General features: G+C 59.4%; 15 protein-coding genes. 8 read left to right on the top strand and 7 right to left on the bottom strand.

Annotated elements, in window-relative coordinates; all coding sequences use genetic code 11:
* Positions 1-2 precede the first annotated feature (2 nt).
* From AC56QQ_RS24155 to AC56QQ_RS24190, 8 genes are all read left to right on the top strand, one after another.
* Complete coding sequence (locus tag AC56QQ_RS24155; RefSeq protein WP_497123643.1) at positions 3-1133, top strand: DegT/DnrJ/EryC1/StrS family aminotransferase; 1131 nt, start codon at positions 3-5, stop codon at positions 1131-1133.
* Positions 1118-2068 (top strand): glycosyltransferase family 2 protein, encoded by a 951-nt coding sequence (locus AC56QQ_RS24160; RefSeq protein ID WP_497109029.1) that lies wholly within the window; start codon positions 1118-1120, stop codon positions 2066-2068. Before AC56QQ_RS24155 ends, AC56QQ_RS24160 begins: the two co-directional genes overlap by 16 nt.
* A complete protein-coding gene (locus AC56QQ_RS24165) occupies positions 2065-3003 on the top strand; it encodes a WxcM-like domain-containing protein (protein ID WP_497123644.1) in 939 nt (312 codons plus the stop codon). Before AC56QQ_RS24160 ends, AC56QQ_RS24165 begins: the two co-directional genes overlap by 4 nt.
* 1 nt (position 3004) lies before the next feature.
* Positions 3005-3385: a hypothetical protein gene (locus AC56QQ_RS24170; protein ID WP_489860455.1), complete on the top strand. Its 381-nt coding sequence runs from the start codon at positions 3005-3007 to the stop codon at positions 3383-3385.
* Positions 3361-4890, top strand: coding sequence for a glucosyltransferase domain-containing protein (locus tag AC56QQ_RS24175; protein ID WP_497123645.1), 1530 nt, complete (start codon positions 3361-3363; stop codon positions 4888-4890). Before AC56QQ_RS24170 ends, AC56QQ_RS24175 begins: the two co-directional genes overlap by 25 nt.
* Before the next feature lie 249 nt (positions 4891-5139).
* Positions 5140-6000: a class I SAM-dependent methyltransferase gene (locus AC56QQ_RS24180; protein ID WP_497123646.1), complete on the top strand. Its 861-nt coding sequence runs from the start codon at positions 5140-5142 to the stop codon at positions 5998-6000.
* Between the two features lie 43 nt (positions 6001-6043).
* Positions 6044-6967 carry a hypothetical protein gene (locus AC56QQ_RS24185; RefSeq protein WP_497123647.1) on the top strand — a complete coding sequence of 308 codons (924 nt, stop codon included), beginning with the start codon at positions 6044-6046 and terminating at the stop codon, positions 6965-6967.
* A 219-nt stretch (positions 6968-7186) separates the two neighbouring features.
* Complete coding sequence (locus tag AC56QQ_RS24190) at positions 7187-7861, top strand: class I SAM-dependent methyltransferase (RefSeq protein ID WP_497123648.1); 675 nt, start codon at positions 7187-7189, stop codon at positions 7859-7861.
* Here AC56QQ_RS24190 and tnpC read toward each other — a convergent pair.
* The 7 genes from tnpC to rfbB all read right to left on the bottom strand — a co-directional run bounded on the left by tnpC (position 7825) and on the right by rfbB (position 17974).
* Positions 7825-9357, bottom strand: coding sequence for an IS66 family transposase (gene tnpC, locus AC56QQ_RS24195; RefSeq protein WP_497123649.1), 1533 nt, complete (start codon positions 9355-9357; stop codon positions 7825-7827). The genes AC56QQ_RS24190 and tnpC overlap by 37 nt on opposite strands.
* A 69-nt stretch (positions 9358-9426) precedes the next feature.
* Entirely contained in the window at positions 9427-9783 is a 357-nt protein-coding gene (gene tnpB, locus AC56QQ_RS24200; RefSeq protein WP_023800865.1) for an IS66 family insertion sequence element accessory protein TnpB, read from the bottom strand.
* On the bottom strand, positions 9780-10160 hold the full coding sequence (gene tnpA, locus AC56QQ_RS24205) for an IS66-like element accessory protein TnpA (RefSeq protein WP_497123650.1): 381 nt from the start codon (positions 10158-10160) through the stop codon (positions 9780-9782). The genes tnpB and tnpA overlap by 4 nt, the downstream gene beginning before the upstream one ends.
* A 284-nt stretch (positions 10161-10444) precedes the next feature.
* Positions 10445-11428: an NAD-dependent epimerase/dehydratase family protein gene (locus AC56QQ_RS24210; RefSeq protein WP_497123651.1), complete on the bottom strand. Its 984-nt coding sequence runs from the start codon at positions 11426-11428 to the stop codon at positions 10445-10447.
* Positions 11425-16002: a glycoside hydrolase family 99-like domain-containing protein gene (locus AC56QQ_RS24215; RefSeq protein WP_497123652.1), complete on the bottom strand. Its 4578-nt coding sequence runs from the start codon at positions 16000-16002 to the stop codon at positions 11425-11427. Before AC56QQ_RS24215 ends, AC56QQ_RS24210 begins: the two co-directional genes overlap by 4 nt.
* The gene (rfbD, locus tag AC56QQ_RS24220) at positions 15999-16907 is read right to left on the bottom strand and encodes a dTDP-4-dehydrorhamnose reductase (protein ID WP_497123653.1); all 909 of its coding nucleotides are present in this window, start codon (positions 16905-16907) and stop codon (positions 15999-16001) included. The genes AC56QQ_RS24215 and rfbD overlap by 4 nt, the downstream gene beginning before the upstream one ends.
* Positions 16904-17974: a dTDP-glucose 4,6-dehydratase gene (gene rfbB, locus AC56QQ_RS24225; RefSeq protein WP_497123654.1), complete on the bottom strand. Its 1071-nt coding sequence runs from the start codon at positions 17972-17974 to the stop codon at positions 16904-16906. The genes rfbD and rfbB overlap by 4 nt, the downstream gene beginning before the upstream one ends.
* Positions 17975-17999: the final 25 nt, after the last annotated feature.

The following is a 17999-nucleotide window of genomic DNA, read 5'->3' on the forward strand; positions in this document are numbered from 1 at the left end:
GCATGACGAAACAAGACTCCGTTCCGATGAATGACCTGAAGCGCCTGTATCAGCGCTATCAGGTTGAAATCGAGCGTGAAGTAGCGAGCACGCTGCGGTCCGGATGGTGGCTCAACGGCGCGGCGGGCAAGAGATTTGCGGCAAATTTTTCCAAGTATATAGGTGTTTCGGAATGCGTCCTTGTCGCCAATGGTACCGATGCACTTGAATTTGCCTTGGCCGCTGTCATCGGGCGCAACGGCTCGCGCGGGCGCGAAGTCATCATCGCGGCCAATGCAGGGGGTTATGCCAGCTGCGCCTGCTGGCACAACGATCTCGTTCCGCATTATGTCGACATCGAACCGGCTAGCCAGCTCATGGACATTCAATCCGTGCTGAAAGCAGCCAATGCAGACACCGCCGCGATCGTCGTCACCCACCTTTATGGTGGCGTCGTCGACGTCCAAGCCATGAGGGCCGGACTTGCCGAGGCTGGCCTCTCGCACATTCCAATTGTGGAGGACTGCGCGCAGGCGCACGGGGCAAGGATCGCAAACGAGGTTGCGGGTTCACTGGGGGATATCTCCACTTTCAGCTTCTATCCAACCAAGAATCTCGGAGCCATGGGTGATGGCGGTGCTGTTCTCACCCCTGACGCGTCAGCCGCCGCGCACATAAGGCAGTTGCAGCAATATGGCTGGAGTTCAAAATATCATGTCGGCGTGCCCAACGGCCGCAACTCTCGCATGGATGAGGTTCAAGCCGCGATACTGGACGTTTTGCTGGGTGATGTGGATATCCGCAACGGGCAGCGGCGCGCCATCCTCAGCCGGTATAAATCGAGCGCCGGGCGCCGAGCGCAATTCCTGGAAGGTGGCGACGGCGCTGTCGCGCACCTCGCCGTCGCGCTCTGCGACGACCGGGATGCATTCCGAGCATTCATGAAAGAGCGCGGCGTCGACACCGACATTCACTATCCCGTGCTGGACTGCGACCAGATCGGCTGGGCCGATCTGCCCATGAAGGGTACGGAAAATCTCGCCGTTTCAAGGGCCAGCGTCAGCCGTCTTTGCTCCGTCCCTTGCTATCCCGACATGACGAGTGACGAAATAGAGCAAGTGTGTCTGGCCCTCCGCGAATGGGAGGCAATGTGACAACACGTTCGATCGTTTTCCCGATCTATCGAAATCAGGCGAACATCCCTTCCCTTCTGCAGGCGGTCGCCAATTTCCATTCCAGATATCGAGGTGACATCGAGTTCGTCTTCGTTGTCGACGGATCGCCGGACGAATCCGGCCCTCTGCTGGTCAAGGAATTGAAGGGCTCTGGCTATGACTACAAGATCATCTTCCATAGCCGGAACTTTGGCTCGTTCACCGCCATTCGAACCGGGCTCGAACATGCCTCAGGTGACCAGGTCGCCGCCATGGCCGCCGACCTGCAGGAACCACCGGAACTGATCGTCGAATTCTTTTCGAAACTGGAAAAGGATGAAGCCGACGTGGTGTTTGGGCAGCGCACCGGGCGTAGCGATCCACCCCTGACCAAATTTCTGTCCAAGGCTTTCTGGGCCGCCTACCGCAGGCTCGTCCTGCCAAGCATGCCGAGCGGCGGCGTGGATATTTTCGCCTGCAACCGTCAGGTGCTGGAGGCGATCCTGTCGATCGAGGAGCCGAACAGCTCGCTTGTGGTGCAACTGTTCTGGGTCGGCTTCAGGCGTGAATTCGTGCCTTACCGCCGTCGCGAACGAGAGCACGGAACAAGCGCCTGGGGCATGGCACGGCGGTTTAGATACATGATGGACAGTATTTTATCGTTCTCTGATTTTCCGATCATGCTCACACTCTGGCTAGGTTTTGCAGGCTGCGTGCTAAGCCTTCTGTTTGCAGTTGTTACCGTGATTGCGCGCCTGCTCGGCAACATCGACCCCGCTGGTTACACGACGCTGGTGCTGCTCATCACCGGCTTCGGGTCGGCCAGCCTCCTGGTTCAGGGCATTCTTGGCTGCTATCTCTGGCGCGCCGTTGAAAACACCAAGTCACGCCCTCTCAGGATCATCAGCCGCGTCGTTGACGGAACAGCCAAATGACCGACAAGCCATTTTTCGTGCATGAACGCGGCATCTGCGAGAGCCCTCAAATCGGCAGCGGGACACGCATCTGGGCGTTCGCCCACGTCCTCCCCGGCGCCGTGATCGGCTCGAACTGCAATATCTGCGATCACGTCTTCATCGAGAACGATGTGGTCGTCGGCAATGATGTGACCATCAAGAGCGGCGTGCAGCTGTGGGATGGCGTACGCCTGGGCAATAGCGTGTTTGTCGGTCCGAACGCGACCTTCACCAACGATCGCTTCCCCCGCTCCAAGGAATATCCCGAAGCGTTCCTCCTGACGACGGTCGAGGACGGCGCGTCGATCGGCGCCAACGCGACAATTCTGCCGGGCGTTGTCATTGGCCGCCATGCGATGATAGGCGCCGGCGCCGTGGTGACCAAGAATGTGCCCGCCAATGCTGTTGTGGTCGGGAATCCCGCCATCATCATCGGCTACCAGACCGGCCCGCGGATCGTGCCGGCCGTCACTCAGACGTTCCCCGGCACGGTCGGCGAAAAAATGTCGCTCGCGGTCGGCGGCAGCGAACTCTGGCGGCTGCCGCATTTTGGCGACCTGCGCGGCGAACTCGCACCGCTGGAGTTCGGTTTGAACCTGCCGTTCAAGCCGGCGCGGTCGTTCCTGGTTTACGGCGTGCCGTCAGACAAGGTCAGGGGCGAGCACGCGCATCGCGAGTGCCACCAATTCCTTATCGCTGCTCACGGCAGTCTCTCGGTTGTCGTGGACGATGGCCATGACAGGAAAGAGGTTTCGTTGACCGAACCGTCGATCGGGCTCTACATACCGCCCGGCATCTGGGGGATTCAGTACAAGTTTCAGCCGGATACGGTGCTCCTGGTCATGGCCTCGCATCCCTACGATGCCGACGACTACATCAGGGACTACACGGATTTCCTGGATACGGTCAGGTAGGATGGCCGCTGATCGAATTGGTGGAGACGCTGCCCGGTTCCTCGTCGCCGGCGGCCTGAACACCGCCCTGACCAGTATCGTCTATTTCGCCGGCCTCACCGTGCTCAGTTCGAGCTTGTCTTACGGCCTCGCCTGGTTGGTAGGCCTCGTATTCGTGATGACGTTTTATCCCGATCGCGTCTTTCCCGGAGGCCGTACGGGCTTTGCGGACCGACTGGCGATCGGCGGTTCAATCGTAGTCGTGTTCGTGATCGGACTTATGATCCTTCGCGTCCTTGAAAGCGCCTTGCAGAACACAGCATTGGCCTTCTTCGTAACCCTTGCCACGACGACCATCCTCAACTTTGTGATTTCTCGATGGATACTCCGCAGACCATGCTGATGCGACCAAACATAGTCCGACAGGCAATCAATCTTTTTGCGATTTTCGTCGCGATGTATTTCTCTGAGCTGGCTTCCTTTTCGCTTTCAGTCGACGAGGAACTAGCCGCGTTCAGAACCGATGCGTCGATTTGGATCATTCAGGGGCGCTGGGGGGCATATCTGATCGAGAGATTTCTCATCCCCCATCCCGTGATGCCTCTGCTGACACCAGCCGTCTTTGGCGCCGGTTGCGTAGCCGCCTATCTCCTCGTCATGGACGCCATCGACAAGCGCGAGCTTTCCATCGCGGAATATGCATGTTTTGCAATCTTCTGCGGTTTCCCGACCTGGTTCTTCATCGTCGAGTTTTATTCGAACATCGCCGCTGTCGGTATTGGTCTGTTCGCCACCGCGCTCGCGCTTTGGCTGATCGTCAGGAGTGACGTTTCTGTACTCAGCCCATCCTTCTTGGGTGCAGTAGCCGCTGGCGGTTTCGCGATCTCGGTCTATCAGAGTTTCGCGCCGGCAATTCTGGTATTGGGCATCGCGATCTCAATTCTGCAGACAAGGGCTGGCACGGGAAAATCGCTGCCGAAAGGCCTGTTTCGGATCGGTGTTCTGCTGGCCGGCGCCATATTGTTCTACGTCATCGGCAACGCCGTTTTCAGATCGTTCGTCTCCGGCAGCAACGCCTATTTCGACTCGCTTTCCCAGCCGGGTTTTCTGTTTGAACATCCGGTTATGGTCATTGGACGCGTATTGGAGGCGATGAGCGGGGCTTACGCTCTGGACCGGGGCACTTATGGCGTTGCGTTGTGGGCAATTCCTCTCTTGCTGATCCTGGGCGGCTGGGTACTTTTCGCGGAATCGCCCCGCGCAAGACTGTTGTTGACGGCAGCCGCCTTCGTTTCGTTGCTTGTTCCCTTCGGTCTTCATTTCCTCGCGGCGGGCAGCATGCCTGTCAGAAGTCTCGTTGGGGTTCCGATCGCGGTGTGGCTGTTTGTCTATGTTGCAGTGACGAGCAGGAATTCCAGAATTCGTCTCGCCTCTGTTATTTTGCTCGCGGTGGCGCTTTTCCAGATCCAGGTCCTCCAGAACTATCGTCAGGCGTCCAGCCATCTGGTCGACAAGCACGATACTCTTCTGGCGGGAGCCCTCTACGACAGGTTGTCGGCCATGCCCGGTTTCGACGCAAAGCGCAGCTACGCCTTGAGCGTGTTCGGTGCACAGCCATTTGTGACAACCTATCCGAGGCCGCCCGGCTCGACAGTCGGTTATTCCTTCTTCGAATGGGACGGTGGCAATCCTTGGCGTATCGCTTACTATATGAAACTTCTGGGCTATTCTAATTTGACAGGCCCGACCCCGGATCAAGTTGACCAAACAATCGTCCGTCTTTCGACAATGCCGGTGTGGCCCGCTCCCGGCAGCGTAGAAATCAAGGATGACATCGCACTGATAAGGCTCGGCGAGACGCCTAGCTACGCACATCAGCAAGCCCTTGAAAGGATGGCCAAGCGTTGAAGGGCGCCGCAATTGGTCCTGCTCGCGAAAGTCCTGTAGTGTGGTTTGGCACTTCTCGCTGCGGACTTGACATGCGCCCGACTAGTGTAGGTTTGACCCGTATGTCGCCAGCTCTTGAAACGGTGAATTGGCGACCCGTCGAGCCAGTGTTCAGCGGTGATTCCTTTGGTCGTTGATTGGCTAACTGCAATTCGACGCGTGCTACACGGTCACGCAAACGGAGAGACCTCACGAACAGTGGGAGGCCGGATGTTTTCCACTGCCGTCCCACACTTGAATGCGGCGGAACGCGCGGCGGCCAACGGATGCACGGTTGAAGAGGCACTCATTTTTCTACGCCGAATGAGCCTGGACGACTTCGGCCTTTTTATGATTTCCTTGCCGAATAAGGACTATCCTGGTTTGTCGCGCCTTCTGCCCGCAATGGCCAGCGACAAAGTGCAGAAGACCTGGACCGGAGCATCTGGTCTCGATCTGTATCGGCAGACGGCATCTTTTGCCCGTCAACTTGAAAACAACTACACCCGGCATGTGAAAAAGCCGCTGGCAGGCTCTGACATCCTCGACTTCGGGTGTGGCTACGGGCGTATCTTGCGCATGATGTATTACTATAGCGACCCGTCGTGCATTTGGGGTGTTGACGCCTGGGATAAATCTCTCAACCTATGCCGAGAGGCAAGGCTGCCTGGCAAGTTCGCTCAATCGGAGCGGATGCCTTCTGTTCTACCCGTCAATGATCAAAAATTCGATTTGATCTTCGCGTTTTCGGTATTCACTCATCTCGCGCCTGCAACCGCGAAAACCTGCCTTTCGGCACTTCGGAACCACATCAAGCCCGGTGGATTGCTCGTCGCCACCATTCGGCCTATCGAATTCTGGCCGTTCAGCGATGGGATTCGAAAGACCTCCATCGCTGCGGAAATGCAGTCGAACCACCGCCTTAACGGATTTGCCTATCTTCCTCATGGTGGTGTCGAAGGCGAAACGTACGGCGACATCTCTTGCGAGATAGATTTCCTGGGTGGAGACGGTTGGAAAATCGTGGGACACGATCGATCGATACTCGATCCATTCCAAGTGTCGGTGCTGATGCAGCCCGATTTTTCGTGAGTGGTGGGGTTGCTGCGATGATGGAATCGCGGTTTACCAAGCCATGCGGGTCATTCTTCATATCGGTGTCCACAAGACCGGGACGAGTGCGTTGCAATCGTTCCTGCATCGGAACGCCGCATTGCTTTCGAAGCGTGGTGTCTTTTACAAACCAACCAGCGCCGACTGGCCGAACCACAATCCTTTGTCGGCAGCGTTCATGCGGGGATCGGTGGACCACGGTCCCGATCGACTGGCGAAGACGCTGAAGGAAGCAGGGAAACGGAGGCTGCTGATAAGTTCGGAAATGCTGTGCGAGCCGGCCGTTGACATTGAGTTGTTTTTGTCATGCCTCAAGGGTCACGACGTTCAAACTATCGCTTATATCCGTCACCCCTGCGATATCCTCATTTCGGCGTTTAACGAGGTTGTCCGACATCACGAAACGCGTTGGACACGTCCCCTTAATGAAAAGCCGTTCGCTTATGACCCATCGCAGATGGACATTCTCGGGCGCTGGCTTGGCGCCACCAATGTCACGCTAGCTCCGTATGATCCGACCCAATGGGCAGGCGGCTCGATCTTTTCGGATTTTCTGAACATGATCGGCGTGCGCGGGGACGGCTTCGACTACAGTCAGTCTGGCGGCAATGAATCACTGCCATATCCGCTGGCCGAGGCGCTCCGGCTTGTGAACACGATCAACCCTTCAGCCGAACAGCATGCCGCCATAGTCGAGGGTTTGCGGACCATCGCGTGCGAACCGAAGGGATACCCGCTGACGCCCAAAAACGTCAATATGTGTCTCGCGCAAATGCGTGCGGCGCTGCCTACCTATCGTCCCCATTTCCGCCCTGGCTTTCAGGAGGAGTTTCTTCTTCAGGCGCGGCCTTTCCCTCCAAAATTGGCTGAAGACAATAGCCGCAAAGGGCTCGCATCGGCCTTTTTCCAGTTTTTGTCGCATCGGGCTTCACGGCCTGAGCCCTGATTAGCGGCGAGACGCTATAATCGCATGCCGCCGATTATCGCCGTGAGCACCGGTGACGGCGGCCACGACGACGCCTCGCTCCGTTTGGCGAAATTGCGATCATGGGTTTACCTTTCTCGCCCAGAGCGCGGGCGGCGGTGCTTAGAAACATGGGACGCGGCTGCGGGTTTGTGGCGGCTGCAGAGTTCGGCCAAGTCTGAGGCCAAGCGGAGAACGTCAATGCCGATAGAGTTTCAGGCTACCTGCCCGATTTGCACCGAACGCAAAACATTTGCGTCGCCAGACGACTACAACTGCTGCAGGGACTCCCTCGCCGCCATTGACTGTCCGCTAAACAATTGCGTGACGCGCGAGCGGGCCGCAGCTGATGTCGTATTCTCTATCTTCCCAAGAGAAGCCTTCAAGACGCTCCGCGTGCATGAATCGGCGCCTGGAGGTCGCGGCCTATCGCTCTGGCTTTGGTACAATTCGAAGCAAAAGGTTTTTTCAGGCTATTACCCTAACAAACCTTTCGGTTCGATGGTTGGGCACATCAGGAATGAGGACCTGGAAGCTCAAACCTTTCCTGACCGAACTTTCGATCTCGTCATCCATCTTGATGTAATGGAGCATCTATTCGACCCGTTTGCCGCCCTGAGGGAGATTTTCCGAACTCTGGATTTCGGTGGCGTGTGCATTTTCACAGCACCGACATACCCGGAAAGGACGACCTCAGAACAAGTGGCCTTCCGATCGAAGGATGGCATCCGGATAGTGGGTGAACCCGAATACCATGGCAATCCCCAAGATCCGAGCGGATCATTGGTCACATGGCGGTACGGCTATGATCTGCCCCTGTTGATACGTAAGCGGTGTTCTCAGGCCACGGCCTTGAGCTCGAGCTTGTTGATGTAGACCCAAGGCAGGAGATCGTCGATCTGGCTGTTGGGGTGGCCATTGACGATCCTGGTGAGGACATCGGCGAGATAGCCGAGTGGTTCGACGCCATTGAGCTTGCAGGTTTCGATCAGCGAGGCGATGACTGCCCAGTGTTCGGCGCCGCCGTCAGAGCCTGCGAAGAGCGCGTTCTTGCGGTTGAGCGCTATCGGACGGATCGAGCGTTCGACGGTGTTGCTGTCGATCTCGATGCGGCCGTCGTCAAGGAAGCGCGAGAGGCCTTCCCAGCGTGAGAGCGTGTAGCGGATTGCCTCTGCGAGCTTGGTCTTCTGACTGATCAGGCCGAGCTTCTCACGCAGCCAGGGTTCGAGATCGGCAACGATGGCGCGGCTTTTGTCCTGACGCATCGCGCGGCGCTCGTTGGCCGATCGGCCACGGATGTCATCCTCGATCTTGTAGAGTTCGGCGATCCGTCTCAGCGCCTCGCTGGCGATCGGCGCGGGACCGGCTGCTGCCAGTTCATAAAAGCGCCGACGGACATGCGCCCAGCAGAAGGCGAGAGTGACGCCGCTTTTGTCGGCCAGCACGCGATAGCCGCCATAGCCGTCGACCTGCAAGATTCCGGTGAAGCCTGCGAGATGAGCGATCGGACGCTCGGCCTTTCGGTCCGGCGCATAGACATAGGCGACGCCCGGCGGGTCGCTCCCCTCCCAAGGTCGGTCATCGCGGGCATAGGCCCAGAGTTGACCTGTCTTAGTCTTGCCGCGGCCGGGATCGAGCACCGGCGCGGTCGTCTCGTCGGCGAAGAGTTTTGGCGAGGACTTCAGCTTGCCAAGCAGCCGCTCATGCACCGGACGCAGGTGCCGGGCGGCGCGGCCGACCCAGTCGGCGAGCGTAGAGCGATCGAGATTGATACCCTGCCGGGCGTAGATCTGCGCCTGACGATAGAGCGGAAGGTGATCGGCATATTTTGAGGCCAGCACCTGGGCGACTGTTGCCTCGGTCGGAAGACCACCCTCGATCAGCCGGGCCGGCGCGGGAGCCTGAACCACGACGTCCTCGCAGGCGCGGCAGGCATATTTGGGCCGGCGCACGACGATCACACGCAACTGCGCCGGCACGATGTCGAGCCGCTCGCTCACGTCTTCGCCGATCTGATGCAGGCCATTGCGGCAGCACGGGCAGGCATGGTCCTCGATGTCGACGACCATCTCGACACGAGGAAGATGCGACGGCAGTGCACCCCGGTTGGCCCGACGCCTGACCGTCTTTGCCAGACGTTCCGTGGGAGCAGCCTGCTCGTTCTCCTCCTCGCCGGCCGCCTCGATCTGCTCGGCTTCCTCGAGCCCCAGCAGCAACTGATCCTCGGGGAGCGTCTCAGCTCTACGGCCGAAGCGGTGACGCTGCAATTCCTTGATGATCTGGATCAGGCGGGCGTTCTCGACGTCGCGCGCCGGGACCATCGCCTTCAGCGCGTCCGGATCGTCGGGAAGCTGGTCAGCCGTCATCGCCATGACCGGATCAGACCATATTCGCCGACAGCCCGCGACAGCGGAACCCAGGCTGATTCACTTCGTCGCGGGTCAGCCCGCCTGAACCGGAACGCGGGTCCGGCGCGCCTCGTGGACCCGCCGCCAGTCGAGACCTTCGAGCAGCGCCGACAACTGCGCGGCCGTCAGCCGCATCATGCCGTCATGCACTTTCGGCCAGCGGAACTCCCCATCCTCCAGACGCTTGGCATAAAGGCAGACTCCAGTGCCGTCCCAGAAGATCAGCTTGATCCGGTCCGTCCGCTTCGCCCGGAAGACGTAGACGGCCCCGCTGAACGGATCGGCCCCCATCGTCTCGCGCACCAGTGCAGCCAGCCCCTCCGCGCCCTTTCGGAAGTCCACCGGCTTCGTCGCGACCATGACCTTGACCGCACCCGTCGGCCCAATCACGTCGTCGCCTTCAGCGCGCGGATCACTGCGGTCACAGTCTTCGCATCCGCACCCCGGCCAACGCGCATGGCGATGCCGTCGATCTCAAGCTCGATCACGCCGGCGTCTCGCGTGGCTTTCCGTTTCCGCTGCTTCGGTGAACGGCTGGCTACAGTTTCCGCCGCCGCCACAACCGCCGGCACAAAGGCAGGAGAATCTTGCTGCACCGAAGCGACCTGTTTGCGCGCTTCGCGGCGCCAGGCGAAGACCTGCTGCGGCCTGAGACCATAACGGCGGGCGACCTCGGAAATGATCGCATTCGGCTCCAGCGTCTCTGCGATGATCCGCGCCTTGTCATCCACCGACCAGTGACGCCGACCGCCGGCACCGTTGATCACCTCGAAACGCCGAAGCTGCCGCTCCGGGTCAAGCGTAAGGTCAAGTCCAGACACAAGCCGATCTCCGATCCCAATACAGGATCGGCAACCTCACAGATCGCGACCACTCCCGAAAGGTGGTCCCAAAACAGCGCTTACGTTGATACAGCGCCGTACCGGCTTCGACGTCGAAGTCCGGAGGATGCAGTCGAAGGGCATCGCCGTCCTCGGCCCCATGACCGAGGTCTATGTCTTGAGGAAGCCAGCCAAGCCTTGAGGATACCTCGCACCTGAAGTCCACACAATTAGCCCAACCTTTGCACGCCGTCGCGAACTCCCACGGTTGGATTGTGGTTCTGCCGCCAGCGATATGTGAGGGCCACACCTTCATCAAGCGCATGAATTGGCTGCCAACCGACTTCACGTTCGATCTTGCGGATGTCGAGAACGTTTCGTCGGACATCGACGCCACGAGCGGGCGCATAGACAAGTTCGGCAGGCATGCGAAGAATGGCGGATATTTTCGTCGTCAGTTCGATTACGCTTGTGCCCAGGCCGGAGCCGACATTGTAGATTTCTCCAGCTCTTCCACCAAGACCCAGCAATATCAGAGCCTCCGTGACGTCGTCGATATAGACGTAGTCGCGGACATTCTGGCCATCGCCCCATATGTTCACAGGCGTTCGGCTGGCGATCCTGTCGAACAGAGCTGCAATCAACCCCTGCCCCTTCGCCGCAGACTGGTGCGGACCAAAGGGGTTCGAAATCCGCGCTATGACACTGTCGACGCCATGCAGGACTCGATAGAGACTGTAGTAGCGCTCGATTGCGAGCTTGACCGTGCCGTAGGATGATATTGGTACGGTCGGGTGCTCCTCGGATATTTGCGCCGCGTCGGTCTGACCGTAGACCGTGCCCCCTGATGAAGAAAACACCCATCGGCAATCCACACCCTTGGTCGCCTCCAACAACCCCACGATGGAAACAAGATTGGCCTCGATCTCAGTAACGGCCATGTCGGTTGCTGCCGTCGGGCGCGCGGAACTGGCCAAGTGAAAGACTATGGAGCCCTCCATTGCTGCCAGGAGTTGGCTGGGGGGAGCGGCCAAATCACCCAGAATAATGGTACTCTCGGCAGGCCAGTGCTCGGATGCATGACGGGCAAAGCAGACAAGGTCGAAACCGCGTTCCGCCAAGGCGCGTGCCAGATTGACCCCGATAAAACCGGAAGCCCCAAGGATGACCGCCTTCCTACGCTCATTGGCGCGCCGCGGGCGATCTTGGGTCATGCCGCATCCGAGCCTTTGACACCGAGATAGGTGCGAACGTGCTCTAGCCAGGCGTCAGCCTTGCGACGGGTTTCAGGGGAGATTGAGATGAGTGAACGCGCCAGCTCCTGCGCCCGCCGCACCTCGCTGAGATGTGTTTCCGCCACTTCGGATTGTGTGACGCTGTGCGCGTGACGTCGGTGCCAGTTGAGCTGCTTCGCGCTGAATCGAATCTTTCCCTGCAGCAATACCCTGAGATAGACGAGCCAATCTCCTGCTATGCGATAGCTGAACAACTCCTCGCCGATTTCGGCGATCGCCTTGCTGATTGCAAGGCGCCGGAACACAACCGCACTGACGTTCGGAATCGTGTTTTTTATACTCATCGCCTCGCCGATCTCGGCTTGGCCATTCTTGGTATAATCGGACGACCAATCATCGGAGATGTCACGAGTATAGTCGATATAGCTTTCTGCGAGCACGTGTCCCTTACCGTCCAACTGCCCGGATTGGCTATATGCAAGCACGAGGGACGGATCAGCGAAGGCAGGTACGAGCTCCTTGAGAAAGTCGAGCTCCGCGAAATCATCCGCCTCCGCGATCCAGACCAGATCGCCTCGACTGCGGTCCACGCCCTTCGCCCACTGGCGAAATACTGACCCCGAATTCTCGCGGTTGACGATCAGTTCAGCATCCAATTCAGGGCGCTTGGTCAGGAAACCACTGATGGCTTCGATGCTCCCGTCCGTCGAAGCATCGTCCAGCACGATAAGTTCATAGATCGGATAGCTTTGGTCCGCGATACTCCTTAGCCGCTGCAACAAGTAGTTCGCGTAGTTGTAATTCGGAACGATCACCGATACGCGCTGGAACCCTGTCGCGTGATGTAGAATATCCATTAGATATTGCCGCATTGACCCAACCGCCGCGAAACCCTTTTGGCTGGGACCGTCCAGGATTTCTCTCACCTGAATGGCAAAATCCTCAACGTCGAGCTTCTTCGCGAGCCTTCCTCCATGATCAACGATGAAGTCGGCCGCGCCGGTTGCTTCCCGAAAGGCTACGACCGGAACGCCGACCTCCGCGGACTCCAGAACGACATTCGGAAACGGATCCTCGCGTGACGTCAACGCGTACACCGACGCCCCGGCATAGTATGCCATCGGGTCTTGGACAAACCCGACAAACTTCACCCGATCCTTCAATTTCTTCCGGTCGAGAACCGTCTCGATCATCTCCTCCATCCCCGCGTCGAAGTGACCGATCCAGACGAAGGCCATATTGGGATGCGTACTAAGGACCCTTTCCGCCATTTCGATGAAAAGGTCCGGCCCCTTTCTATGATCCACAAAGGCTACTGCAAGAACATATCGGGTGTCCGGTGCAAAACCATGCTGGTCACAAACAAGACGACGAGCTTCCTCGCATTGGCCTTTGAACGGGTTCTTCCGAACGAGGCCCTGAGGGCGTATCAATGCTTGCCTGAGCGGTTCGCCGAGGAAGTCTTCGAATCCAGATTGAACGATAGACGCCGCAAAAACGATTTTATCGGCGTGTTCAGCGATGGCCATTGCGTGTCTCTTAAGCCTGTAGGACTCCAACACCCCTGGCAGTTCGTGAACCAGCGAGACCGTGCGGAAACCAGCTTCCTTCAGGATGGGAACAATCAGGCCAGATACCGTAGTGTTTACAATGGCGACCTCGGCGCCGGCGCTCCGTATCGCCTCCACCTTACGGCGCACCGATTCCATCGGCTCGCTGTCGAGCGCTATGTGATGTAGCGACGCAACTTCGGCAAAGCGTGACAGCATAGGGCCATCGCCGAGGACGATCATGTCTACATCATATTGCAGTTCCCCAAACTCGCGAGCCATCGCGAGCGCCAGCAATTGTGCGCCATGCGGATGGGCATCGTGGGAAACGATTACGATCCGAGGTTTGCATTTCCCGCTCACCGCCTCCAGGGCGTCGCGGGTCGCTTGCAGGTACGCATAGCCGTTTACGGTATCGGGCTCCAGATGAGCGCCTTCCGCCCATTCGTTCCAGGCATTGACGAAGACCAGCCGCTCGGATGGCTCCTTGACATGGGCCAGCGTGTCCTTGATGGCGTTATCCAGCCACCCGCGGTAGAGCGCGGGGGAGTTGTTGATGAACACGGTGCCGCCGCGCTTGCGGCGCGCCGTGTTGTCCCAGCCGGGACAAACCGAGCGGAAGAGCTTGTATTTGCGGGGTGGATAGTTCTCGCTGCGCTGCGGAAAAACCGACCAGTCATAGACGGTGGTAGCAAAATCGTCGTGCAGCGGCGCCACGGTGTGCGTGACGTTTGGCGGCGCCGAATTGTTTGGCGGAAATTCCACAGCGGCATCGAACCCGTAACGGTCGGGAGACACGGCTTCGAAGGATTGGGTGTAAGCGAGGAAAATCTCGCCGATGCCGTTCTCCCGGCACCATGTCCGCCAGCGTTGCGTCGTCTCGGCCGCCGCCGGAAGCAGGCTTGGGCGATAGACAAGCAGCAGCGGCTTGCCGTCGATGCGGATGTAACGAGGGTCGCGAAGATAGGCTGCGACCTCGGCGATGAAAGCGAGGTCGTCCTGGGGAGAGTGGTCCTGGGCGATGAGTATCTCGTGGTCCAGCCCGTCCCAGCGGCGCGACCAGTTCTCGTTGGCCCAGCAGAGGCAGAACGGCATGTCGAGGCTCTTGTCCCCGAGCCAGTTTTCGAGCGGCTTTTCCAACAGCCTCTTGCCGCCGAACCAATAAAAATAGAAGCAGAAGCCTTCCACGCCATAGAGCTTTGCCAGTTCGATCTGGCGGTGCTGCACGGCGGTGTCCCGCAGATCATAGTAGCCGAGCGCATCCGGTTCATGCGGCTGGTGGTGGCCGACAAATTGCGGCTGGGCGGGCCTGACATTGGTCCATTCGGTGAAGCCTTGCCCCCACCATTCATCGTTTTCGGGCGTCGGGTGGAACTGCGGCAGGTAGAACGCAATGACGCGCACCGGCTTTTGGAGCAGCGGCGGTGCTTCGAGACGCGGCACGTAGACGGGTTCGGGCGCAACGGCCGGGCCAGAACTGGCCGGCCGGTACAAGGCCGTCCCGACGTAGCCCATCGGTGCGTCGGGCGCCTCCAGGCTTCGCCAGGCACGATAGGCATTCGTAACGCCAAACAGGGAAGGAAAGGTCGAAAACACCGCGCTTTTCAACTTCCGTTTAACGTCGACAGACAGCGGCAGGTTGTGCCAGCAAGTATACGCGCCGCGAGCCATGACGCGGCGAGCGGTCATGGGTGCCTTGCCGATCGCGCGGACGCGGCTCGCAATTCCGCGCAATGGCCTGGTCAGTCGCCATGAGGTGCTGGCGTAGACGGCATCGAGAACACCGTGCAACCGGACTTCCTCGAAGCGTGCACTGTCACGATCCGCAAGCAGCGCGTTCCCCGCCGTATGCGCCACCGACAATTTTTCTTGCAAGGCCTGAATCTGTTCGTCTCTCGCGATGGCCTGTGCCCGCATTCGCGCGATCTCTTCGGCCGCGGCGATCGCCTTTGCCCTTATTCGCGCGATCTCTTCTTCGCGAATCCGTATCCGTTCGCGTATTTCGACCATCTCACTGGAGGAGGCGCCGATACGCGCTTCATGGTGTTCTACCGACTCCCTGTTGGCTACAATCTCCTCTTCCATTGTCGTCGACCTCAACGACCATGGATTTCCGGTTTGATCGGTCGCCTTGTTCTCCGTGCCGTCGAGAGGAACCACGCTCCCGTCGGCGAGCGCAATCCGGCCATGCACGCTACGAGGCCCCAGAACATTTTCCTGAGTTGGCCGCTTCGTCACAACGCTGAGCGAGTTCAAGAACTCGATGGAATGGACCGACGCGAGGGATGCTTCCTCGAATGCGATCTTGTTCTGTTCGGCGAAAGTGGCCAACGCATCGACGCGGTGGCGGTCCAGTCCCCAGTGCTCATGGTTGACCACATCGAGCAGGCGCTTGAAGAACGACATCGAGGAAAGAGGATCATAGAGACCGCCCTCGAATTCCCCCCAGTAACTGCAATGCAAATCTTCAGCGATGTACATTCCCCCTTCGGAAAGATGAGGGAAATAGCGAGCGAAAGACCGTACTATGTCAGACGACAGGTGCGATCCATCATCAATTATGATGTCGAATTTTCCAGACTTCGCGAGGATATTTCGCTCTGTCTCATCGGTATTGGCGTCGCCGATGACGACCGCGATCTTCTGATCGTCAAAAACCAGATTGCCGCAAGCCATGTTGATGTCGCAGCCGAGGACGAGCTCCGCATTGGCGAAATATTGTCGCCAGATCTCCAGCGAACCACCGTTCTGAACTCCGATTTCCAGGATTCGAACCGGCTTGTTCCGATACTCGGAAAAAATGCGGTCATATGTGTCCAGATAGATAGACCATTTGTCCGACACTTTGCCGCTATGCGCGTTGTAGAGGTCACGAAGCGAAGGGTCGCGCTCTCCTGGCCGCGCGGCTTTCGCCTTGGACGGCTTCTTCGTCGCCGCTTTGCCTGTGGCCCGCCGGCCAGGTTTCGCGTCGCGGATATTCTCGGGTGACGGATGCTTGTTCATGCAGTCGCTGCCTGTCTCGTCCCGCCTATAAGTAGAGCTCGCACCACCGCTTCAGCCGATTGCCGCCAGTGCGGCGCCGCCCATCCGAAGGTGGAGGCAAATTTCGCGCTCGAAAGCCGGGAATTGGCGGGGCGGCGCGCCTTGGTCGGGTAGTCCATCGTGGCAATGTCCCGTACCCGCGCCCAAGGACCATCAAAAGCCTGGCTTGTGTCGAGGATATGACGGGCAAAGCCGCTCCAGTTGGTCTCGCCCGTGCCGACCAGATGATAGACGCCAAAGGCACCGAAGCGCTTGTCGCCATACAGCATCGCCGCCGCATGCAGGATCGCGTCGGCGATATCGAGCGCGGAGGTCGGATTTCCCCATTGGTCGGCCACCACCGCGATCTCGTCCCGGTCGGCGGCCAACCGCAACATGGTCTTGACGAAATTCCTGCCGAACGGGCTGTAGACCCAGGCCGTGCGCAGGATCAGGTGGCGCGGGTTGGCTGCCGCCACCGCCTGTTCGCCGGCGAGCTTGGAGGCGCCGTAGACGCCGAGCGGCGCCGTCGCGTCGGTTTCGACGTAGGCGCCGTCCTTCGAGCCGTCGAAGACATAGTCGGTCGACAAATGGATGACGGGAACGCCAAGCCGCGCCGCCGCCTGCGCCACCGTGCCGGCGCCGACGGCGTTCACCGCGAATGCCAGACCGGGTTCATCCTCCGCCTGGTCAACCGCCGTGTAGGCGGCGGCCGACACGACGATATCCGGCTGCGCGGCAGCGATGGCTTCGGTCACGGTATCGGGTCTTGCCAGGTCGAGCTCCGGGCGGCCAATGGCGACGATCTCCACGCCGGCGTGCCTCTGGCCGGCCTCGAGCAGGCTTGCCGCGACCTGGCCCTCGCGTCCGGTGACAATGAGCCTCACACTCCCTCCTTGCGCGCTTCGCCCAACCGTTCACCGGCATAGCGCTGTTCGCGGATCGGCCCCCACCACCATTTGTTGTCCAGGAACCAATCCACGGTTCTCGCCAGGCCGCTGTCGAAATTCTCGCTGGGCGCCCAGCCGAGATCCCGCCCTATCTTCGATGCGTCGATGGCATAGCGGCGGTCATGGCCAGGGCGGTCGGTGACGAACGAGATCAGGTCACGATAGCTCTTGCCGCCGGCCCTGGGACGCCTGGTGTCGAGGAGATCGCAGATCGTCTCGACGACGCTGAGGTTTGTCCGCTCCGAATTGCCGCCGACATTGTAGCTCTCGCCCGGCCTGCCCTTGGTGGCGACGAGTTCCAAGGCCCGCGCGTGGTCCTCGACGAACAGCCAGTCGCGCACATTGGCGCCGGCGCCATAGACCGGCAGTGGCTTTTCATCGAGCGCGTTGAGGATGACGAGCGGGATCAGCTTCTCAGGAAAATGATAGGGGCCGTAATTGTTCGAGCAGTTGGAAAGCACGACCGGGAGGCCATAGGTCTCGTGCCAGGCCCGCACCAGATGGTCCGAGGCCGCCTTCGACGCGGAATAGGGCGACGACGGTGCGTAGGGCGTTTCCTCGACGAACATGCCGCCATCGAAAGGCAGATCGCCAAACACCTCGTCGGTCGAGACGTGATGGAAGCGGAAGCGGCTCTTCCTGTCGTCGGGCAGGCCGCGCCAGTATTCCAGCGCGGCATTGAGGATACGGTAGGTGCCGACGATGTTGGTCTCGATGAAGGCGCCTGGCCCGTCGATCGAGCGGTCGACATGGCTCTCGGCGGCGAGGTTCATGACGATGTCGATATCGTCCCGCCGCAGGATGTCGAGCACCGCCCGCTCGTCGCAGATATCGGCATGAGCGAAGCGGTAGTTGTGCGCATTCTCGATCGGCCGCAGCGAGGCCAGGTTGCCCGCATAGGTGAGCTTGTCGAGATTGGTCACGCGATAGGCCGGGTTGGCGCACAAATGCCGGCATACCGCCGAACCGATGAAGCCGGCACCGCCTGTCACCAGGAAATTCATGCTGCTGTCCTCACGCACCCTTTGG

It is taken from the genome of Mesorhizobium sp. RCAM 05099 (assembly GCF_059683685.1).